24 protein-coding genes are annotated in these 19,009 nt (G+C 64.4%); 19 read left to right on the forward strand and 5 right to left on the reverse strand.

Features of this window, described 5'->3' with window-relative positions; all coding sequences use genetic code 11:
• Nucleotides 1-38: 38 nt before the first annotated feature.
• Nucleotides 39-2,108 carry a M13 family metallopeptidase gene (locus DSM104635_RS16170; protein WP_158767202.1) on the forward strand — a complete coding sequence of 690 codons (2,070 nt, stop codon included), beginning with the start codon at nt 39-41 and terminating at the stop codon, nt 2,106-2,108.
• On the opposite strand, the gene ruvC is transcribed toward DSM104635_RS16170, so the two are convergent.
• Nucleotides 2,095-2,592 (reverse strand): crossover junction endodeoxyribonuclease RuvC, encoded by a 498-nt coding sequence (ruvC, locus tag DSM104635_RS16175; protein ID WP_158767203.1) that lies wholly within the window; start codon nt 2,590-2,592, stop codon nt 2,095-2,097. The genes DSM104635_RS16170 and ruvC overlap by 14 nt on opposite strands.
• Complete coding sequence (locus DSM104635_RS16180) at nt 2,589-3,842, reverse strand: O-antigen ligase family protein (protein WP_158767204.1); 1,254 nt, start codon at nt 3,840-3,842, stop codon at nt 2,589-2,591. Before DSM104635_RS16180 ends, ruvC begins: the two co-directional genes overlap by 4 nt.
• A gap of 78 nt (nt 3,843-3,920) precedes the next feature.
• On the opposite strand from DSM104635_RS16180, the gene DSM104635_RS16185 reads away from it, so the two are divergent.
• The 3 genes from DSM104635_RS16185 to DSM104635_RS16195 are packed head-to-tail and all read left to right on the forward strand — an operon-like array spanning nt 3,921 to nt 5,926.
• A complete protein-coding gene (locus tag DSM104635_RS16185; protein ID WP_158767205.1) occupies nt 3,921-5,324 on the forward strand; it encodes a M20/M25/M40 family metallo-hydrolase in 1,404 nt (467 codons plus the stop codon).
• A gap of 39 nt (nt 5,325-5,363) precedes the next feature.
• Complete coding sequence (locus DSM104635_RS16190; protein ID WP_158767206.1) at nt 5,364-5,615, forward strand: ribbon-helix-helix domain-containing protein; 252 nt, start codon at nt 5,364-5,366, stop codon at nt 5,613-5,615.
• The gene (locus tag DSM104635_RS16195) at nt 5,612-5,926 is read left to right on the forward strand and encodes a type II toxin-antitoxin system RelE/ParE family toxin (protein ID WP_158767207.1); all 315 of its coding nucleotides are present in this window, start codon (nt 5,612-5,614) and stop codon (nt 5,924-5,926) included. Before DSM104635_RS16190 ends, DSM104635_RS16195 begins: the two co-directional genes overlap by 4 nt.
• Here the strand turns inward: DSM104635_RS16195 and secA are convergent.
• The gene (gene secA / locus DSM104635_RS16200) at nt 5,923-8,634 is read right to left on the reverse strand and encodes a preprotein translocase subunit SecA (RefSeq protein WP_158767208.1); all 2,712 of its coding nucleotides are present in this window, start codon (nt 8,632-8,634) and stop codon (nt 5,923-5,925) included. The genes DSM104635_RS16195 and secA overlap by 4 nt on opposite strands.
• Before the next feature lie 233 nt (nt 8,635-8,867).
• On the opposite strand from secA, the gene DSM104635_RS16205 reads away from it, so the two are divergent.
• From DSM104635_RS16205 to DSM104635_RS16265, 14 genes are all read left to right on the forward strand, one after another.
• Nucleotides 8,868-9,974 carry a peptidylprolyl isomerase gene (locus DSM104635_RS16205; protein WP_158767209.1) on the forward strand — a complete coding sequence of 369 codons (1,107 nt, stop codon included), beginning with the start codon at nt 8,868-8,870 and terminating at the stop codon, nt 9,972-9,974.
• A 109-nt stretch (nt 9,975-10,083) separates the two neighbouring features.
• Nucleotides 10,084-11,316: a bifunctional glutamate N-acetyltransferase/amino-acid acetyltransferase ArgJ gene (gene argJ / locus DSM104635_RS16210; RefSeq protein ID WP_158767210.1), complete on the forward strand. Its 1,233-nt coding sequence runs from the start codon at nt 10,084-10,086 to the stop codon at nt 11,314-11,316.
• Nucleotides 11,317-11,371: 55 nt separating this feature from the next.
• Complete coding sequence (locus DSM104635_RS20215) at nt 11,372-11,632, forward strand: DUF8617 domain-containing protein (RefSeq protein WP_521916539.1); 261 nt, start codon at nt 11,372-11,374, stop codon at nt 11,630-11,632.
• 463 nt (nt 11,633-12,095) lie between these two features.
• Entirely contained in the window at nt 12,096-12,284 is a 189-nt protein-coding gene (locus DSM104635_RS16215) for a hypothetical protein (RefSeq protein WP_158767211.1), read from the forward strand.
• Nucleotides 12,281-13,033 (forward strand): hypothetical protein, encoded by a 753-nt coding sequence (locus DSM104635_RS16220; RefSeq protein ID WP_158767212.1) that lies wholly within the window; start codon nt 12,281-12,283, stop codon nt 13,031-13,033. Before DSM104635_RS16215 ends, DSM104635_RS16220 begins: the two co-directional genes overlap by 4 nt.
• A 2-nt stretch (nt 13,034-13,035) precedes the next feature.
• The gene (locus tag DSM104635_RS16225) at nt 13,036-13,230 is read left to right on the forward strand and encodes a hypothetical protein (protein ID WP_158767213.1); all 195 of its coding nucleotides are present in this window, start codon (nt 13,036-13,038) and stop codon (nt 13,228-13,230) included.
• Nucleotides 13,231-13,264: 34 nt separating this feature from the next.
• Complete coding sequence (locus DSM104635_RS16230; RefSeq protein WP_158767214.1) at nt 13,265-13,432, forward strand: hypothetical protein; 168 nt, start codon at nt 13,265-13,267, stop codon at nt 13,430-13,432.
• Between the two features lie 673 nt (nt 13,433-14,105).
• Nucleotides 14,106-14,432 carry an ArsR/SmtB family transcription factor gene (locus DSM104635_RS16235; RefSeq protein ID WP_158767215.1) on the forward strand — a complete coding sequence of 109 codons (327 nt, stop codon included), beginning with the start codon at nt 14,106-14,108 and terminating at the stop codon, nt 14,430-14,432.
• A complete protein-coding gene (locus DSM104635_RS16240) occupies nt 14,432-14,893 on the forward strand; it encodes an ArsI/CadI family heavy metal resistance metalloenzyme (protein WP_158767216.1) in 462 nt (153 codons plus the stop codon). Before DSM104635_RS16235 ends, DSM104635_RS16240 begins: the two co-directional genes overlap by 1 nt.
• Nucleotides 14,890-15,414 (forward strand): arsenate reductase ArsC, encoded by a 525-nt coding sequence (locus tag DSM104635_RS16245; protein WP_158767217.1) that lies wholly within the window; start codon nt 14,890-14,892, stop codon nt 15,412-15,414. Before DSM104635_RS16240 ends, DSM104635_RS16245 begins: the two co-directional genes overlap by 4 nt.
• Complete coding sequence (arsN2, locus tag DSM104635_RS16250) at nt 15,404-15,820, forward strand: arsenic resistance N-acetyltransferase ArsN2 (protein ID WP_158767218.1); 417 nt, start codon at nt 15,404-15,406, stop codon at nt 15,818-15,820. The genes DSM104635_RS16245 and arsN2 overlap by 11 nt, the downstream gene beginning before the upstream one ends.
• Complete coding sequence (locus tag DSM104635_RS16255; protein ID WP_158767219.1) at nt 15,817-16,512, forward strand: aquaporin; 696 nt, start codon at nt 15,817-15,819, stop codon at nt 16,510-16,512. Before arsN2 ends, DSM104635_RS16255 begins: the two co-directional genes overlap by 4 nt.
• Nucleotides 16,513-16,668: 156 nt before the next feature.
• Nucleotides 16,669-16,875: a cold-shock protein gene (locus tag DSM104635_RS16260; protein WP_158768129.1), complete on the forward strand. Its 207-nt coding sequence runs from the start codon at nt 16,669-16,671 to the stop codon at nt 16,873-16,875.
• A 5-nt stretch (nt 16,876-16,880) separates the two neighbouring features.
• Nucleotides 16,881-17,123 (forward strand): hypothetical protein, encoded by a 243-nt coding sequence (locus DSM104635_RS16265; protein WP_158767220.1) that lies wholly within the window; start codon nt 16,881-16,883, stop codon nt 17,121-17,123.
• Here DSM104635_RS16265 and DSM104635_RS16270 read toward each other — a convergent pair.
• Nucleotides 17,120-17,659, reverse strand: a complete 540-nt coding sequence (locus tag DSM104635_RS16270) for a type II toxin-antitoxin system RatA family toxin (RefSeq protein ID WP_158767221.1) — start codon at nt 17,657-17,659, stop codon at nt 17,120-17,122. The genes DSM104635_RS16265 and DSM104635_RS16270 overlap by 4 nt on opposite strands.
• Nucleotides 17,660-17,756: 97 nt before the next feature.
• Nucleotides 17,757-18,140, reverse strand: a complete 384-nt coding sequence (locus DSM104635_RS16275; RefSeq protein WP_158767222.1) for a hypothetical protein — start codon at nt 18,138-18,140, stop codon at nt 17,757-17,759.
• A gap of 258 nt (nt 18,141-18,398) precedes the next feature.
• Here DSM104635_RS16275 and gstA point away from each other — a divergent pair, with 258 nt between their 5' ends.
• Nucleotides 18,399-19,004 (forward strand): glutathione transferase GstA, encoded by a 606-nt coding sequence (gene gstA, locus DSM104635_RS16280; RefSeq protein ID WP_158767223.1) that lies wholly within the window; start codon nt 18,399-18,401, stop codon nt 19,002-19,004.
• Nucleotides 19,005-19,009 lie beyond the last annotated feature (5 nt).

A 19,009-nucleotide genomic window follows, 5' to 3' on the forward strand; every position in this document is an offset into this window, starting at 1 on the left:
GCTTGATCGCAGGCTAGCCATCGTCTCGGGGGACTCACATGACCACCTTCACACGCCGCGCCGTCACGGCGTCGACACTCGCCCTCGCCGCCGGCTGCGCCTCCGGCGCCGGCACAACCACCGCACCCACCGCGCCGATCGGCCGCGCCGCCATCGGCTCGTTCGGCATCGACATGACGTCCATCGATCCAAGCGTGAAGCCCGGCGACGATTTCTTCCAATACGTCAACGGCACGTGGCTCAACAATCCGGCCAACGCGATCCCAGCCGACCGCACCAGCTGGGGCACCAACGTCATCCTCTCGGAAAAAGCCGAACGCGATGTGCGGGTGATCATCGAGGAGGCCGCGGCTGCGGGGGGCGCGTCCGGCTCGAACCAACAAAAGATCGCCGATTACTACAACGCCTACAATGATCAAGACGCGATCGACGCGCGCGGTCTCGAACCGCTGCAGCCAGTGCTTTCCGCCATCGCGGCATTGCGCACGCATGAAGACGTCATGCGCCTGATCGCGAGGCCTGACGTCGGCATTTCCGCGCCGATCGATGTCAACGTCACGCTGGATGAAGGCAACCCTGATCGCTACATCGTTGGCGTGTCGCATGGCGGCCTCGGCTTACCCGAGCGCGAATACTATCGCCGCAGCGACGGCGAATTCCCGACCATCCGCACCCAATACGCGGCTGCCATCGCGCAAATGCTCGGCCTCGCCGGCCAAAGCGACGGCGAAGCAAAAGCCCAGCGCATCCTCGCCTTCGAAACCGCCATCGCCGAACGCCACTGGCCCATCGCTGATCGCCGCGAACGCGAACGCACCTACAATCTCCGCGACCGCGCCGGCCTTAGCGCCATCGCACCGAACTTCCCATGGGACGCGCGCCTCGAAGCCGCGGGCCTCGGCAACGCCGACGCTATCGTCGTCGCGGAACTCAGCGCCATGCGCCCGCTCGCCGACCTCTGCATGGCGACGCCGGTCTCGACGTGGAAAGACTACATCACCTGGCACTACGTCCGCGGCTGGGCCAACGTGCTGCCGCGCGCCATCGACGACGCCAACTTCGCCTTCTACGGCCGCACCTTGAACGGCCAGCCGCAACAGCGTGAACGCTGGAAGCGCGCCATCGCCTCGATTAACAACGTGCTGGGCGAAGCCGTCGGCCAGATTTACGTGCAACGCCACTTCCCGCCGGAAGCCAAGACGCAAGCGCTCGAACTGGTCGAGAACATGCGCCGCGCCTACGGAGAGCGCATCCGCGCCGTCAGCTGGATGAGCGAGGAAACCAAGGTTGCCGCGCTCGAAAAGCTCGCCACCTTCCGCCCCAAGATCGGCTACCCGGATCAGTGGAAAGACTATTCACGCTACGAAGTCCGCGCCGGCGACGCGTTCGGCAATTCTAAGCGCTATGCCGAGTTTGACTGGCAGCACGACGTCGAACGCCTCGGCCGCCCGAGCGACCGCGAAGAATGGTTCATGGCGCCCCACGCCATCAACGCCTACTACAACCCGCCCTTCAACGAGATCGTCTTCCCTGCCGGCTATCTGCAGCCGCCGCTGTTCGATCCCTACGCCGATCCGGCTGTGAACTATGGCGGCGTCGGCGGCGTCATAGGCCACGAAATGGGCCATGGCTTCGACGACCAAGGCGCCAAGTCCGACGCGCGCGGCGTGCTGCGCGATTGGTGGCGCGCGGACGACGTCGAGCGCTTTAACGCGCTGACCGGCCGCCTGGTCGATCAATACAACGAGTTCCAACCGTTGCCTGGACTCAACGTCAACGGCCGCCTCACGCTCGGCGAAAACATCGGTGATTGCGGCGGCTTGCAAGTCGCGCTGCACGCATATCGCATTTCACTGAACGGCGCCGAGCCGCCCGTGCTCGAAGGCACCACCGGCTGGCAGCGTTTCTTCATGGCGCGCGCGCAGCACCGCAAGGAGCACCGCCGCGATCAATCGCTGCGCAACCAAGTGCTGACCGACCCGCATTCACCGTCGCGCTACCGCGTCAACGGCCCGGCGCGCAACGTCGATACCTGGTACGAAGCCTTCAATGTGCAGGCCGGCGATGCGCTTTATCTCCCGCCGGATCAGCGCGTCACGATCTGGTAGCGCGCCGGAAACCGCCGTGCGCTGCGTGGCAAAGCGCAACACCCAGCGCGTCGGCGGCGTCAGCGGTAACATCACCCGCCGTCGGCAACAGCCGGCGCACCATAAACGCGATCTGAGTCTTGTCCGCGCTGCCCGATCCGACCACGGCTTTCTTGATCGTCGTCGGCGCGTATTCCGCCACCAGCACGCCGCGCCGTGCCGCCGCCGCCAGCGTCACGCCACGCGCCTGACCCAATGCAAGCGCCGCGCGCGCGTTCGAGTTCACGAACGTCTCTTCCACCGCGCATTCGTGCGGATTGTGCTGATCGATCACAGCGCCAAGTTCTTCGAACAAGAACAACAAGCGCGACGCCAACTGCTGTTGCTGCGGCGGCTTGATCACGCCGTGCGCAACGTGGCTGAGCCGCGAGCCTTCGCTCGCAACCAGGCCCCAGCCGCACCGATTGAGTCCCGGATCGATGCCGAGAATGAGTGTAACGCTCACGTTTTCCGCTCCCGCGCATCCAACACGAGCCGTGCCGCGACCGCCACGTAGATTGTCCAGAACACATTGTTGGCTTGCATCGCGTGGCTTTCGCTCATGGTGTAGAGCGCGAACGCCGCCAGAAACGCCGGCGCCCACAAGCCAGCGCGCGGATCCATGATCGCGCCCGCGCCACGCCACAACGTCGCGATCAGCTGTAGCGCCAACAGCATCACTCCAACGCGGCCCATGCCGAGCGCCATCTCAAGCCAACTCGAGTGCGCCGACGCCACTTGCCACGCCACCGCCTCGCGTACCCAAAACGCAGGCCCATTGTCCGGCAGCCAGAACGCGTAATAGCCGTAGCCAAACCACGGCTGCGCCGCGACAGCCGGCGCCGCGGCGTCCCAAATCTCGGTGCGCCCCGTCAGCGTCAAATCGCGCCCAAGCACCGCAACGATCACGTCCGGCGCCAGCAACACAATGCTCGTTCCCACGATCACAACGCCAAGCACGCCCGCACCCACAAGCAACGCCGGCAACGGCCCCCGCCGCACCAGCATGCACGCGCCGATCACCGCAACGCCCAGCATCGAGGCGACCAGCGCCGTCTTCGACGTCGATAACAGCACCAACGCAAACGCGCCTGCCGCCCAAGCAAACCAGAACCGCCGCCGCTTCGGCTCAACCAAAGCCGCGCTCACGCACACCGCAACGCCCAGCGCCATGATGCCGCCCAGCGTGTTCTTGTGCGTCCACAACCCAGACCACGCGCCCGGGTGCTCGAACGTCATGCGCCCAACGCTCGGCGCAACCAAGCCCAGCAGCAGTGATCCCGCAATCAACACCACGAACGCGCCGCCGATCACCGTGACCAGCCGCTCCCACTCGTAGCGCCACGCGAGATAAAGCCCGAACGCCATCGTCAGCGTGAGCCACACCACGCGCCGCAACGTCGCGCCGCTATCGATCGACCACAGCGTGGAAGCGCCGGCCAACACAACCAAGCTCATCAGCAACGGCGCCGCCCAGGCCGTGCGCGCGGCCAGCGCGCGATCGCGCCACAGCACGAACGCCAGAAACGCGTACACCGGCAGAAAGAAAATCCGCGCATAGCCCGGTGGCTCGGCCAAGCCTTGGCTCTGCGCGATCGCGGCGAACAGCGGTTCAGAAAATTGCGCCAAGCACAGCGCCGCGGCGACGCCCTCCCAGCGCGCGAAGCCCGCGCGCGCGGGCGCGTCGGCGTCGGCGGAGGCGTGCGCGATGGTCATGGGCGCTTAGCCCTGCGCCCAATCCCTTGCCAAAGCGCTAACCCGCCTCCAGCATGGCCGAAACGACTGGGGAATTTCATGCTTCGACGTCTGCAAACGCACCTTCTCGGCGCGGTCCTCATGTGCGGCCTCGCAACCGCCGCGCAGGCGCAAACGCCGAGCACCGCCGAGCGCACCGAAGCGCTGGAGATTTACCGCCACATCGTCTCGCTCGACACCTCTATCGAAGGCGGCCAGACGCCGGCGATGGCGAACTACCTCGCCGACCGTTTCCGCGCTGCGGGCTTTCCAGCCGAAGACGTGCACGTGCTGCCGCTCGCGCAAACCGCCGGGCTGCTCGTGCGCTATCGCGGCGACAGCTCAGGCGGGCGGCCCGTTCTGCTCATTGCGCACATGGACGTGGTGCCCGCGCGCCGCAGCGAATGGGAGCGCGATCCGTTTACGTTGGTGGAGGAGAACGGCTACTTTTTCGGCCGCGGCGCCTCCGACAACAAAGCCGGCCTCACCCATCTCGTGCAGACCTTCATTTCACTCCGCCGCGAAAACTTCCGCCCGACGCGCGATCTGATCATCTGGTTTTCCGGCGACGAAGAAACCAGCGGCGCAACGACTATGGCGCTCTTGGGCGAACACCGCGCGCTGATCGGCGACGCGGAATTCGCGCTCAACGCAGACGCCGGCGGCGGCGTGATCAACCCAGCCGGTCAAGCGCTCTACGCTTTGCAAACCGCGGAGAAAACCTACGCGAGCTACAGCTTCACCGCGCGCAACCAAGGCGGCCACTCCTCCGCGCCGCGCGAAGACAACGCCATCTACGAACTCGCCGCGGCGCTCACGCGCCTGCGCGCCTTCCAATTTCCGGTGATGCACAACGACACCACGATCGCCAGCTTCCGCGCCGAAGCGCCGCTCGATCAAACCCCGACCGGCCGCGCCGCGCTGCGCTTCGCCGAAAATCCCGGCGACCGCGCCGCCGCCCGCACGATGTCGCGTAATCCCTATTATGCGGCGCAACTGCGCACCACGTGCGTCGCCACCATGCTCTCCGCCGGCCACGCTGAAAACGCGCTGCCGCAAACGGCGACAGGTACCGTGAACTGCCGCGTCTTCCCCGGAGTTGCGCTTGCCGACATAGAGAGCGAACTGCGGGCCATCGCCGGCGCCGGCATCGAAGTCGCGCTGATCGCGCCCGCCAACGCGAGCGATGCGTCTCCGCTCCGCGCTGACGTGATGGGCGCCCTCAGTGCCGCACTCCGCGCCAATCACCCGAACGCAGTGATCACGCCCTACATGTCAGCCGGCGCCACCGACGGCCTCTTCTTCCGCGCCGCCGGCATTCCGGCCTACGGCGTCGGCGGCATCGTCAGCGCAGACGAAGAAGACAACGCCCACGGCCTCAACGAACGCATCCCCGTCGCCGCCTTCTACGAAGGCTTCACGCACTGGCGCGTATTGCTGACGACGCTGGCGGGGCGAAACTAGACGCCTCGCAGTCCCGCCGTTTGGTGCTATATTGCCCGCATGTCCAATTCGCTGACCCTCCCGCCTGACTTGGCCGCCAAGGTCCAGGCGCACATCGATAGCGGCGCGGCGACGGATCCAATCGAGGTGGTTCGGGCCGGCCTGGACGCTCTGGAGGCGGCCGAGGCAGCCAAGCTTGACGCCGTGCGCGCAAAGCTAGCGCGCGCAATGAACGATCCCCGGCCCTCCGCGCCAGCCGACGATGTCTTTTCTAGAGTGGAAGCGCTGATCAACGCTGCTGCAAAGAAATGAGCCGCATCGTCTTCCGCCCAGAGGCGGAGGCGGACTTAACCGCAATCGCATTGCACATCGCAGCGAACAGCGCGGCGCGCGCGCATCGTGTCGTCACGCGTTTGCGATCCCGATGCGAAATTCTCAGGCAACACCCGCTCGCGGGTCGGCCACGCAATGAACTCGGCGAAGGATTGCGATCGCTCTCCGAGCGACCGTTCGTGCTGATATACAGGACCATGGGAGACGACGTCGAAATCGTCGCCATTCTTCACGGCGCTCGCGATCTGCCCGCCGCCATCGCCCGCCGCATAGACCGCGACGATCCCTAAGCGCTCTGCGCTTCCTGCGTGCCGTGGCAATATTTGAACTTCTTCCCAGACCCGCACGGGCACGGTGCGTTCCGGGAGACCTTGCCCCAGGTGTTCGGATTGTGCCGATCGAACCCATCCGGCGCGAGCGGGTGCACGTCGTCGCGCGCGCGCGACATTTCGTTTTCGCCGGTGTCCGGGTTCTGGTGGATCTCGTAGGTCTTCGGCGGCGCCAGCGGCGTCTTCGCCACTTCGTCGGCCTGGCCGATCTGCAGGCGAAGCATCATGCGCGTCACGGTCGTGCGCAGGTCGAGCAACATGCGCTCGAACAATGTAAACGCTTCGGTCTTGAACTCGTTCAGCGGATCGCGCTGCGCGTAGCCGCGCAAGTGGATCACCGAACGCAAGTGATCGAGCAAGCTCAAGTGCTCGCGCCAGCGCATGTCGACGACGGAGAGCAGCACTTGCTTCTCCACCGCACGTAAGCGCTCCGGGCCAAGCTGCGCCGCCTTCTGCGCATAGGCTTGATCAATCTCGCGCGTCAGCCGTTCGATGATCTCGTGCTGCGCGATGCCTTCCTCCGCCGCCCAGCGGTCGACCGGTATCGCCAGGCCAAAGATTTCTTCGCCTTCGATCATCAGTTCAGGCGTGTTCCACTGCTCGGGATAAGCCTTCTCCGGCATGTGCCGCCAGACCAACTTCTCCACCACGTCGTGGCGCATGTCCTTGATGATCGGCGCGACGTCGGCGGTGCGCATGAACTCAATGCGCTGCTCGAAGATCGCCTTGCGCTGATCGTTGATGACGTCGTCGAACTTCAAAAGGTTCTTGCGGATTTCGAAGTTGCGCTGCTCGACGCGGCGCTGCGAAGTTTCGAGCGCCTTGTTCATCCACGGGTGGATGATGGCCTCGCCTTCCTGGATGCCCAGGCTGCGCATGATCGAATCCAGGCGCTCCGCCGCGAAGATGCGCAGCAGATCGTCTTCCAGGCAGATGTAGAATTTCGACTTGCCCGGATCGCCTTGGCGTCCGGTGCGGCCGCGTAGCTGGTTGTCGATCCGGCGGCTTTCGTGGCGTTCGGTGCCAAGCACGTAGAGGCCGCCCGCGGAGAGCGCCACTTGCCGTTTGGCTTCGATGTCGGCCGCAAGTTGCTTCTTCAGCACCGCGATCTGGTCCGGCGTTTCGTCGCCCTTCAGCGCCGCCTTCACCCGCATGTCGAGGTTGCCGCCGAGCTGAATGTCGGTGCCGCGGCCGGCCATGTTGGTGGCGATCGTCACCGAGCCCGGCACGCCGGCTTGCGCGACGATGCTCGCTTCCTGTTCGTGATAGCGCGCATTCAGCACCTGGTGCGGGATGCCGCGCTGCTTCAGCAGCGCCGACAGCGTTTCCGATTTCTCGATCGACACCGTGCCGACCAGAACCGGCTGCTGGTTCTTATGCGTCTCTTCGATGTCGGCGATGATGGCTTTGTATTTCTCTTTCGCGGTCCGATAGACTTCGTCGTCGATATCGGTGCGCTTGACCGGGCGGTTGGTCGGAATTTCCACCACGTCCAGCTTGTAGATGTCGCCGAATTCCGCCGCTTCCGTCGACGCCGTGCCGGTCATGCCGCCAAGCTTATCGTACAGGCGGAAATAGTTCTGGAACGTGATCGACGCTAGCGTCTGGTTTTCAGGCTGGATGTTGACTTGCTCTTTGGCTTCGATCGCCTGGTGCAGACCTTCCGACAAGCGCCGGCCATGCATCATGCGGCCGGTGAATTCATCGACCAGGATCACTTCGTTGTCTTTGACGATGTAGTCCTTGTCCTTGTGGAACAGCTTGTGCGCGCGCAGCGCCTGGTTGGCGTGGTGCACAAGCGAGATGTTCGCCGGCTCGTAGAGCGAGCCTTGCAGCAGCTCGCGCTCGACCAGCATTTCCTCGATCCGCTCCGAGCCCGCTTCGGTGTAGGTCACCGAGCGCTGCTTCTCGTCGTGCTCGAAATGCTCGTCGCGCAACAGCGGCATCAGTGCGTCGATCGATTTGTAGAACTCACTGCGATCTTCGGTCGGACCGGAGATGATCAGCGGCGTGCGCGCTTCGTCGATCAGGATCGAATCGACTTCGTCGACGATCGCGAAGCGGTGGCCGCGCTGGACCATCTCGCCCAGCGAATACTTCATGTTGTCGCGCAGATAGTCGAAGCCGAACTCGTTGTTCGTGCCGTAGGTGACGTCCGACGCGTAAGCCTGGCGGCGCTCGTTGTCGTACAGGCCGTGCACGATCACGCCGACGCTCAAGCCGAGAAAGCGATAGACCTGCCCCATCCACTCGCTGTCGCGCTTGGCCAGATAGTCGTTCACCGTGATGACGTGGACACCGCGGCTCTCGAGCGCGTTCAGATACGTCGGCAGTGTCGCCACCAGCGTCTTGCCCTCGCCGGTGCGCATTTCAGCGATGTTGCCCTGGTGCAGGAACATGCCGCCCATCAGCTGCACGTCGAAGTGGCGCATGCCGAGCGTGCGTTTCGAAGCCTCGCGCACCGTGGCGAACGCTTCCGGCAGGATGTCCTCGATCTTCGCGCCACGTGCGAGCTTGTGACGATATTCGCTTGTCTTGTTCCGGAGCGCTTCGTCGGAGAGCGCTTCGAACGTCGGTTCCAAGGCGTTGATCTTGGCGACGAGCGGCCGGAGTTGGCGGGTCTTGCGCTCGTTGACGGAGCCGAAAATCTGCTTGGCGAGGTTCAGCATGGGCGCATTCTTAACGTTGATGCGCCGTTCAAGACAGGGCGCGGGAGGATCGGTGGAAAGCGTTGAGCTCGTTGGCTTTTCTGTGTCACACCGACGCGCGACCGGGTGCGGAAACACTCTGGACGGGTGCGTGGGCGAGACTTAAGAGCGGCCCTGGGCGGTGTCAATGCGACCCAGGGAACGTAGCCTTGGGCGCAAGCCTTGCACGACGCCCCATCCAGAGAGCAGAACGCATGGCCCCCAGCAAAAAGTTCCTGTCCGTCGCCGGTCTGATTGGCGTCGGTCTCGCCATTGGGCTCACCCTCTCCGGCTGCGGCCTCGGTCGCAACGACGACAGCCCCGGCAATGTGCGCGACCCTGTTGTCGCCGCAACTGTTAACGGGCGCCCGATCTACATCGAAGACGTGCGCGCCCACGCCGTTGCGCGTGGCCTGCTGCAAGAAGGCGAAGACCTCGACGCCAATTCCGACGCCTTCTATTTCGCGCTCGAAGAGCTGATCCAGTTCCGCCTCTTCGCCATGGAAGCCGAAGCGCGCGGGTTCGACCGCCAGCCCGACGTCCGCCGTCAGCTTGAGAACGCCCAAGAGCGCGTTCTCGCTGCCGCGATCTACGAAGAGATCGACCAGCAAGCCACCAACCCCGACGCCATCCGCCGTCTCTACGAAGAGAACGCCGGCCGGTTGGGCCAAGGCACCGAGATCCATTTGCGGCATATCCAGTTCAACTCACGTGAGGCCGCGGACGCGGCCAAAAGAAGGCTCGATGCGGGCGAAAGATTTGAAGCCCTCGCTTTTGAGCTTTCCACCGAACGCGACACCGCCCCCGATGGCGGCGATTTGGGCTGGAGCCTGTTGAGCGACGTTTCCCCGGCGATCCGCGCGGCGGTGCAAGACGCCAACGTCGGCCAGCTGATGGGTCCGATCCAGATCGACAACACCTGGCATGTCGTTCGCGTCGAAGACCGCCGCGAGCGTGGCGTGCCGAGCTTGGAAACGTTGCGTCCCCGCATCGTCGACTGGCTGCGCTTCCAGGAAATCACCCGCCTACAAGAACGCCTCGAACGCGACGCGCGCATCGAGCGCCTGCGCGAACAAGAGCAAGGCGCCGAGCCAAGCGACGACGTCCCGGTTCCGCCGGACGCCACTGCGCCAGAAGAACCGCTCCGTCCCGCGCCCGATGCCGGCGCCCCCGTCGGCCAAGCGCCGCCACCGTTCCCGTTCCCAATGGGCCCGGGCGGCGTAACAGGCGGAGCGCCAGCCGCCCCGGCCGCTGAAGCGCCACGCCCACAACCCGCCGCGCCGGCGCCTGCCGAAGAAACGCCCGCCGGCCCGACGCAATAATCTCTGAAAGGTTGGAGCGCGGGCCTCCTGGCCCGCAAGCGCGCCGGAGGCGCGCGCTCCAACCTGCAAACACTTGCGTTCCGCTCATAGGCGCCGGAAGAGCGCGCCCATGGCCGATAAAATCTCCCCGCTCGCGCCCGCGCGTTTCCCCGATCTGCCTGCAATCGCCGGTCTCGAAGCCGCGATCGGCCGCGCCGGTTTCTACAAGCACGAGCGCCCCGATCTGCTGCTGATGCGTATGCCCGCCGGCACCAAGGCCGCCGGCGTCTTCACCACCAACGCCGTCGGCTCGGCGCCGACCGATTGGTGCAAGCAAGCGCTCGCCGCCGCGCGCGGCAACGCGCGCGGGCTCCTCGTCAACGCCGGCTGCGCCAATTCCTTCACCGGCCCGGCTGGTGATGCTGCGTGCAAACGCGCGCTCACCGAAGCCGGCGCCGCCGTCGGCGTCGAACCGCGCGAAATGCTCGCCGCCTCCACCGGCGTCATCGGCGTCGTGCTCGACGACACGAAAATCCCGCCCGCGCTACTTCAAATGAAGCTCGCACCGGTGAACTGGCCCGACGCCGCCGCCGCGATCATGACGACCGACACCTTCGCCAAGGGCTCAGGCGCCAGCTGCACCATCGACGGCGTCACCGTGAACATCGCCGGCATCGCCAAAGGTTCCGGCATGATCGCGCCGAACATGGCCACCATGCTCGCCTTCGTCTTCACCGACGCAGCACTCTCCGCGCCGATCCTGAAAACGCTGCTCCGGCACGAAACCGAAACCAGCTTCAACAGCATCACCGTCGACGGCGACCGCAGCACCAACGATTGCGTGCTCCTGTTCGCCACCGGCCAAACCAACGTGCCGCCGATCCCCGACGCGCAGGACGAGCGCCTCGCCAACTTCCGCGCCGCACTCAGCCAAGTGCTGCGCGATCTCGCCATCCAGATCGTGCGCGACGGCGAAGGCGCGACCAAGCTCGTCACCGTCAATGTCGAAGGCGCCGCCAACGATCTGAGCGCCAAGATCATCGCCCGCACCATTTGCGAAAGCCCGCTGGTGAAAACCGCCATCGCCGGCGAAGACGCCAACTGGGGGCGCATCGTCATGGCCATCGGCCGCGCCGATCAGCCAATGAAGCGCGAAATGATCAGCGTCCGCTTCGGCGACCTCTACGCCGCGCGCGACGGCATGGTCAGCGCCGAATACGACGAAGCCGCGATGAGCGCCTACATGAAGAACGCCGAACTCGAGATCACCGTAAACGTCGGCCCCGGCGCCGGCCGCGCCACCATGCACACCTGCGACCTGACCAAACGCTACGTAGAAATCAACGGCGACTATCGGAGCTGAGTCTGCTCTTGGCCCGGAGCGGACGTTCCCGCTACTTCAATGATCGGAGCGGATCATGTCGAATATCAGATGCAAATGCGGGTTTGTGATCTCGGACGTTTCCGCGCCCTGTCCGATGAAGTGGCGTCTGACGGCAGATGACAAGTGGGAGGATATTGTCGAGGGCATCGTATCTATCGCGAAGGGAAAGCAGGACTTAGCTCGCGCATACTTCTTGTTCGCATCGGAGAGTCTGGAGGTATTGAAGTGCCCTGAATGTAGCCGCCTCCTCATATTCGAGGACGGCCAGCACGCCACATTCTATGTAAAGGAATGATTCCCGCAGTGTCCGATATCGGCGAACAGCGGACACAACGCCCGCGCCGAAAGCGGCGCGCTCATCCGTTCACCACGAAGCCATAAACAGCCGAGCCGATGAACCACGCGGTCGCGCCCACGACGAAATAGACCCAAAGATGCGTGCGCGCTGGTGCGGACTTCATGTGCAATCCCCGAAGCGGGAGCGCTTTTGCCTCTCCCAGCCGCCGGAGCGCCTCACAACGGAAGCCGACGATGGAACACACATAGGCGCGATCGCGCGCCGGCGCCGACATATTCGCACTTATGTTCCCAAAGGCGCGGCTGACTGTGCGCGTGCAATTGTCTGTCTAGTTCACACCAAGCGTGCTACGCTTGACGCTTCAGCAACAAGACGTCTCGCTTTGCGCCGCCCGCACGGGCGGCCGAACGCGCGTGGAGCGCTAAATGATCGCAATATCAAGGCTGATCGAGGTCACGGCATGAGCGCGCTGCCATCGACACTGAACATCACGCTCAGCCACCGCATCTGGCGCATCACGCTCGACGGCGCCTTCTACGGCGACTATCGCACCCGCCGCCACGCCACCGACAGCGCCGACGCCGCAGCCGCCGCACTGCGCAAGCAAGGGCGCGTGGTGACAATCATCGACCCACCGGTGACACCATGATCCTCCGCGCACTTTTCCTGGCGCTCGCGCTCTCATCTGCGATGACGCTGCCGGCCTCTGCACAACACGCCGCAACACCGCCCGCCAACGCGCATGCCAGCGCCTACGGCACGGGTTGGGAGTGCGATTACGGCTACGCCGACGCCACCAGCGCGTGCGTCGCCATCGCGCTGCCCGCTAACGCCCGCCTCGCCGCGCGCGGCGATCGCTGGGAGTGCGTGCGCGGCTTTCGCACCGATGGCCGCGCCTGCCGCGCCATTGTCGTGCCCGAGAACGGCTACCTCTCAGAATATGCCGGCGGCAACGGCTGGGACTGCAATCGCGGCTTTGTCGCGCGCACCGATCGCTGTGCTGCCGTCGCCATTCCCGCCAACGCGTACCTCAGCGAACGCGGCAACGATTGGGAATGCGCGCGCGGCCATCGGCGCGAAGGCGACGGCTGTGCAGCACTCGTCGTGCCTGAAGGCGCTTATCTCAGCCGCAACGCGACGCGTGGCTGGGAATGCAGCCGAGGCTACGCGGTGTCCGGATCAATGTGCGTGACCGTCGCCCTCCCCGAAAATGCCTATCTGAGCCGACGCGGTGACGATTGGATCTGCGGGCACGGCTTCGTCCGCGCGGGCCTGACATGCGCTGCGCTCATTCTGCCTGAAAACGCGCATGTGAGCTCAACCGGCAACGCATGGGATTGCAACGCACCATATCGAAAGAGCGGGGATGTCTGCGTACCGGCCGAGGCCAGGAGCTAAAGATGTCGGACGAATCCTTCATCACGCTGCGCACACGCGCATACGAACTCGCCGACACCGGACGCTTCAAACAATGGAGTCAGATCGCTTACGCGCTGCAGGCCGAAGGCTTCCTGCCGTCGCTCATCACGCGTCTGAACATGGACGGCCTCGCCGTGATGATGATCACCCGCTGCTGCACACTCGCTCGCGCATGAACACGCACCGCGCCATCGCCCAAGAAAGAAGCTCATGAATCAGCCAGACCCCACGGCCCATCGAAATGCGTCCGGCTTCTTGCTGAACCCCAACCGCGCCGTGCCGGTGGTCGAAACCCCATCGCGCTGGCCCGGACTTCTGATGACATTGTTCTATCTCGCCGCGTGCGCCCTGGCCGCGTTCTTGGTCTTCAGCGCTTAATCTCGAGGACACACACCGGCCAACCCGGAGGATACGCGAACGATCCTTCTCCCTTGCGGAGAAGGTGGCGAGCGAACGCGAGCCGGATGAGGGGCGTTCAAACAAGCAGACGCCTGATCAATTGCACGCCCCCTAACCCCCTCTCCGCAAGGGAGCGGGGGAAATGGGAGGATAGATTCAAATCAATCCGACCCACTTCACACCGCGCTACACTCCACGCATCGTCCTCGCACGGAGGGCAGTTGGATCCACTGTTCAGCCAACCGCGAAGGACGAGGTGATTGAGCGTGAAGCTCTGATGCTTCCGCAAACCATCGCGGAAGGCGTCGCGGACCTGAGGGCGAAAACGAGCCTCATCCTCCCGGCGTATCGCATCAGCAGGCTGAAGCCCGCGGGATCAAAACCGCGAGGAGCGCACCGGGGACTTGTGTGAACAGCACGAACCCGCACGCCGTCGGCGAGCCGACCAGAGGAGTGAAAGACCTCCTTGCGCGGAGCCGATGAAGCCAGTCACGGAGACGCGAGGCAAGCGTCCGGCGTTGGCGCAATCCAACGCACACTGAACCACCTTCGACGCGCCCTCGCGTCTCCGCCCTCCGCTGGGCGCTGCAATTTGAAGCCGAGGCCGAACCTCTTGCGCATTCCATATTTCCATGATACTGGAATCATCGAAATGAAGAGCCCCGACGCCGTCTCCGCCCTGAGCGCACTCGCCAACGAGCATCGCTTGGCGATTTTCCGCCTGCTGGTGCAAGCCGGCCCCGAAGGCCGCGCCGCGGGCGCGATCGCCGAGAAGTTGGATCTGCCAGCCTCATCGCTCTCGTTTCACTTGGCGCACCTGACGCGCGCCGGCCTGATTGAGCAGCGCCGCGAGAGCCGTTCGCTGATCTACTCCGCCGACTTCGCCAACATGAACGCGCTGGTCGGCTTCCTCACTGAAAACTGCTGCGGCGGCGCAAGCTGCGCGCCGGTCGCCGCGCCCAAGCGAAGGAAAGCATAATGAAACGCTTGCACGTCCATGTCGGCGTCACCGACCTCGATCAATCGATCCGCTTCTATTCCGGCCTGTTCGCCAGCGAACCGACGGTGACGAAGAACGACTACGCCAAGTGGATGCTCGATGATCCGCGCGTAAACTTCGCGATCTCGACGCGCCCGGACGGCGGCGGCGTCCGCCATCTCGGTATTCAAGTCGAAACGCCCGACGAACTCGCTGAAGTCTATGCGCGGCTGCAAACCGCTGACGCGCCCGTGTTCGAAGAAGGCAAGACGACGTGCTGCTACGCCAAGTCCGAGAAATCCTGGATCAACGATCCGCAAGGCGTGCCGTGGGAAACCTTCCTGACCACGGCCGAGTCCACCACCTATGGCGGCGGCGCCGAAGGAGCGGCGCCTGAATCGCATGCCGCGTCGAAGCCGGCTGCGTGCTGCGGCCCGCGCGAACTGGAGAGCGCGGTATGACCAACGTCGCCCATCGCCCGTACAACGTGCTCTTCCTCTGCACCGGCAATTCGGCGCGCTCGATCATGGCCGAAGCCATCCTGCAGCGTTTCGGCGGCGGCAAGTTCAACGCCTTCTCCGCCGGCTCGCAGCCAAAGGGCGCCGTGCATCCCGAAGCGATCGCCCTGCTTTCGCGACTGAACTTCAACACCGGCGGCTTCCGCTCCAAGAGCTGGGACGAATTCGCCGCCGACGCGCCTGCGCTCGATTTCGTATTCACCGTTTGCGACAACGCCGCCGGCGAAGTCTGCCCTGTCTGGCCCGGCCAGCCGATGACCGCGCATTGGGGCATTCCCGACCCCGCCGCTGTCGAAGGCTCCAATGTCGATATCGCGCGCGGCTTCGCCAACGCCTATGGCGCACTGCAAAACCGCATCGCGGTCTTCGTCAATCTGCCGTTCGAAGGGCTCGATCGCCTCTCCCTGCAAGCGCGCCTCGATGGCATCGGTCGCGCCAACGACGCCAACGACAATGTTGCTTGAGATCGCGCATGGCGAGGCAGCCTTCGCTGACTTCGTCGCCGCGCTCCGCCAAGCCGGCTTGCCAACTGACGATCTAAATGCGGCGCCGTTTCGCTACTTCTGCCGCGACGGCGTCGCCTGGGGCGGCATAGGCCATGGCGATGACGCGTTGCTTCGATCGGTCGTCGTTCAGCCGAGCGTGCGCGGCGGCGGACATGGCGCCGCGATTGTGGAAGCGCTCGTGACGCAAGCGCGCGCCGACGGAACACGCCGCCTCTGGTTGTTGACAACCGATTCGGCGCCTTTCTTTGCGCGCCTTGGCTGGCGTCCGGTGGATCGCACCGAAGCGCCTGCGCCCATCGCGGGCTCACGCCAATTCAGCGACGTTTGCCCTTCCTCCGCCACGCTCATGATGCGCGCGCTGTGAACACGGCGCCCGACAAACGTCTCGCCGCCGAAGCGCTGGGGTCTCTGATCCTGTCCGGAACCGTCATCGGCTCGGGCATCCTTGCCTCGCGCCTTTCCGGCGGCAATGACGCCATCGCACTCCTCGGCAACACGGCGGCGACTGCCGCGATCCTGTTCGTGCTGATCACCGCGCTCGGGCCAATCTCCGGCGCCCACTTCAATCCTGCCGTCACACTAGTGATGGCGCTGCGGCGCGTCATCAAGCCGATGGACGCTGCGCTCTATGTCATCGCTCAGATCTGCGGTTGCGTCGCTGGCGCCATGCTCGCGCACGCCATGTTCGAACTGCCGCTGCTGCAACATGGCGCGCAAGAACGCAGCGGTTTGAGCCAAGCTTTGTCCGAGGGCGTGGCGACCTTCGCGCTCGTGTTCGCGATCCTGCTCGTCTCACGCGCACGCCCCAAAGCGATCCCCGCCGCCGTCGCGCTGACAATCGCCGCCGGCTATTGGTGGACGGCTTCCACCTCCTTCGCCAACCCGGCAATCACCATCGCGCGTGCGCTCACGGACAGCTTCGCCGGCATCCGCCCAGAAGACGCTCCAGCTTTCATCGCCGCGCAAATCACCGGAGCGCTTTTGGCGCTCGTTGTCGGGGGCTGGCTGGCGAACGGCTTGAATTCGGAGGCTTCTTCAGAGCCGTCGCATCATTAAGTTGGCTTTTCCGGCGAAATGGCCCATATAGCGGCCATCGATCCTCGTCGCGTCACGCTTTGATCCCTCGCTTGCGCGCCGGATATATGCTGTTTCCCTCGAAATCGGTGCTTACCGGGGAAGGTCCCCGTGAGCAATTTGACCAAGGAGATGGCAATGGCTGTCGGTACAGTAAAGTTTTTCAATACCCAAAAAGGCTTCGGCTTCATCGCTCCGGACGGCGGCGGCAAGGATGTGTTCGTTCACATTTCCGCCGTGGAACGTTCGGGCATGTCCTCGCTGAATGACGGCCAGAAGGTTTCGTTCGAACTCGAACGTGATCGTCAGGGCCGCGATTCCGCGACCAACCTGAAGGCTGAATAATCCTCGTGGAGATCGATCAGCGCATACCTGATCTCTCCGACAAGGAACTGGAGAACCTCCACGCGAATGCACTTCGCTTGGAGCAATCCGGCTCGCAAATGCAGCGGCAGCACGCCGAAAGGTTGCTGCCGCTGTTGAGCGCCGCCATGGAAGAGCGCCGCGCCGCGAAGCTCGTGGTGCAGGCAGAAAAGAAGGCGACCGCGACCGCCGCTCGTAAGAGCAAAGCCGCTAAAGCAAAAGAAAGCTAGGACGCGCGCTCCGCTTCGCGCCGCAACGCCGCCAGCGTCCCGCGCACATTATTGATCAGCAGCGATTGCGATACGCCCGCCGGCAGCATGCCGTTCATCGCCGCGTCGATGCGATATTCTACATGCGTGCCGCGCCCGCCATCGATCGGCGTCAGCACCCATTCGCCATCCGAACGTGTCCAGTCCCCTTCCACACGGTGGAACGACAAGCGCCGGTTCGGCTCCAGCGTCACGCGCGAAACATTGCGCATCACCGGCCGCAGCGGCCAACCACGCACACGATGCTCGCGCACGTCCCAGCCATCGCCCTGCTGCAGCACACGGCAGCTCAGCAGCTGGCGCATAAAGCGCCTGGCTTGTCCGCAATCGCTCAGGACCGACCACACGGCAGAAGGCGACGCGTTCACATCCATCGTCGCGCGCGCCTCGCCGCCATCGCCGTTCCGGTGCGCGACCACAACCGGCGCGGCACGATAGTCCTGCGCCATCGCTGGCGCGGCGAACGCGAGCACGAAAAGGAGCGGTGCAATCCGCATGACGCATCAACATAGCACGCGCGCATCGCGTTCCGCGCCCGCCGTCACAGTTCAGACGAATGGCGCCGCCAGCACGCGCTTGGCGGCGCCTCACTGATCAGTTGTTGCTCGCGTTGAACCGGCAATCGGAGCGATATTGCCCGCTGGGCGTGGTGACTTCGTGCCCCGTGCAGGTTTCACCGCCGACGGTTGACGTCACTTCACGTCGCACGGCTGACGTCGGGCGCGGCGCGCCTTCCGGCAGCGTGCCCTGATCCTGGTAGCTCACAAGAACGAGAGCGCCGTTGCGATCATTGCGGGTGACCACGTGGTAGTTGCAGGCGGCGTCAAACGTATAGGCCCCGTTTGCGTCCGCGACTAAGCAGCCTTGTCCGTTCTCGGCGACGGCCGCGTTCTCGGCCTTCGCGAAGGCCGCGCTCGGCGCCATAGAAATGGCGACAAGCAGACAGCTCGCTAGTGCAGGAATGATAGCTTTGCGCATTCGTGCGTCTCCTTGAACGTCCCTCGTTCAAGCCCCTCCAAGCAGACGCAACTTGCGCCGCGCGACCCTTTGGTCAAGGGGAACATCCGCGAGATCACCGAATGAATGATTGGTTACGCGTAGGACTTCACCGCGCCGGACGTCGCGTGTTGTGCGCGCATTCGGCTAGAGCCGCACCAGCACGTCGGTCACATCGCTGACACTTGAGGCGTGCGAGAGGCGCGTTACCTGATCGCCCATCGCTTTCGGAGACCCCTGATGAAACTGTTCTACGCCTCTGGCGCCTGTTCCCTCGCGCCGCACATCGTCATCCGCGAAGCCGGACTGGACGTCGAGCTGGACAAGGTGAGCTTCGGCGCGGAACGGCGCACGGCCGACGGGCGCAACTTCTACGACATCAATCCGCAAGGCGCCGTGCCGGCGCTGGAGTTGGATAACGGCGAAGTGCTCACCGAAGCGCAGGTGCTGATCCAGTATCTCGCCTCACTGGCGCCAGCGAAGAACCTCGCGCCGCAAGACGGCATGGCTCGCTGGCGGCTGCTTGAGACGCTGAACTTCATCGCCACCGAATTGCACAAAGGCACGTCGCCCCTCTTCAAGAAGCCGTTGCCGGAAGTGCGCGAAGCCGCCGTGAAGAATCTCGTTAACCGCTTCGGCCTGCTCGACGGCAAGCTCGGCGACAAGCCCTACCTGCTCGGCGATTTCACCATCGCCGACGCTTACGCCTTCGTGATGTTGCGATGGGCGCGCGCGTTCGAGATCGATTTGAGCAGCCTGCCGCGCTTGCAATCATACTATCAACGCGTCCAACAACGCCCCGCCGTGCAGCAAACGCTGCAGGAAGAAGACTTGCCAACGTCGTGAACGGT

The organism is Terricaulis silvestris (assembly GCF_009792355.1).
GTDB lineage: Bacteria > Pseudomonadota > Alphaproteobacteria > Caulobacterales > Aquidulcibacteraceae > Vitreimonas > Vitreimonas silvestris.

Bases quoted from the DNA above. Each gene is read 5' to 3' on its own strand.
- DSM104635_RS16170 (WP_158767202.1), top strand. From the start codon at position 39: ATGACCACCTTCACACGCCGCGCCGTCACGGCGTCGACACTCGCCCTC.
- DSM104635_RS16180 (WP_158767204.1), bottom strand. From the start codon at position 3,842: ATGACCATCGCGCACGCCTCCGCCGACGCCGACGCGCCCGCGCGCGCG.
- DSM104635_RS16185 (WP_158767205.1), top strand. From the start codon at position 3,921: ATGCTTCGACGTCTGCAAACGCACCTTCTCGGCGCGGTCCTCATGTGC.
- DSM104635_RS16190 (WP_158767206.1), top strand. From the start codon at position 5,364: ATGTCCAATTCGCTGACCCTCCCGCCTGACTTGGCCGCCAAGGTCCAG.
- DSM104635_RS16195 (WP_158767207.1), top strand. From the start codon at position 5,612: ATGAGCCGCATCGTCTTCCGCCCAGAGGCGGAGGCGGACTTAACCGCA.
- secA (WP_158767208.1), bottom strand. From the start codon at position 8,634: ATGCTGAACCTCGCCAAGCAGATTTTCGGCTCCGTCAACGAGCGCAAG.
- DSM104635_RS16205 (WP_158767209.1), top strand. From the start codon at position 8,868: ATGGCCCCCAGCAAAAAGTTCCTGTCCGTCGCCGGTCTGATTGGCGTC.
- argJ (WP_158767210.1), top strand. From the start codon at position 10,084: ATGGCCGATAAAATCTCCCCGCTCGCGCCCGCGCGTTTCCCCGATCTG.
- DSM104635_RS20215 (WP_521916539.1), top strand. From the start codon at position 11,372: ATGTCGAATATCAGATGCAAATGCGGGTTTGTGATCTCGGACGTTTCC.
- DSM104635_RS16215 (WP_158767211.1), top strand. From the start codon at position 12,096: ATGAGCGCGCTGCCATCGACACTGAACATCACGCTCAGCCACCGCATC.
- DSM104635_RS16220 (WP_158767212.1), top strand. From the start codon at position 12,281: ATGATCCTCCGCGCACTTTTCCTGGCGCTCGCGCTCTCATCTGCGATG.
- DSM104635_RS16225 (WP_158767213.1), top strand. From the start codon at position 13,036: ATGTCGGACGAATCCTTCATCACGCTGCGCACACGCGCATACGAACTC.
- DSM104635_RS16230 (WP_158767214.1), top strand. From the start codon at position 13,265: ATGAATCAGCCAGACCCCACGGCCCATCGAAATGCGTCCGGCTTCTTG.
- DSM104635_RS16235 (WP_158767215.1), top strand. From the start codon at position 14,106: ATGAAGAGCCCCGACGCCGTCTCCGCCCTGAGCGCACTCGCCAACGAG.
- DSM104635_RS16240 (WP_158767216.1), top strand. From the start codon at position 14,432: ATGAAACGCTTGCACGTCCATGTCGGCGTCACCGACCTCGATCAATCG.
- DSM104635_RS16245 (WP_158767217.1), top strand. From the start codon at position 14,890: ATGACCAACGTCGCCCATCGCCCGTACAACGTGCTCTTCCTCTGCACC.
- arsN2 (WP_158767218.1), top strand. From the start codon at position 15,404: ATGTTGCTTGAGATCGCGCATGGCGAGGCAGCCTTCGCTGACTTCGTC.
- DSM104635_RS16260 (WP_158768129.1), top strand. From the start codon at position 16,669: ATGGCTGTCGGTACAGTAAAGTTTTTCAATACCCAAAAAGGCTTCGGC.
- DSM104635_RS16270 (WP_158767221.1), bottom strand. From the start codon at position 17,659: ATGCGGATTGCACCGCTCCTTTTCGTGCTCGCGTTCGCCGCGCCAGCG.
- DSM104635_RS16275 (WP_158767222.1), bottom strand. From the start codon at position 18,140: ATGCGCAAAGCTATCATTCCTGCACTAGCGAGCTGTCTGCTTGTCGCC.
- gstA (WP_158767223.1), top strand. From the start codon at position 18,399: ATGAAACTGTTCTACGCCTCTGGCGCCTGTTCCCTCGCGCCGCACATC.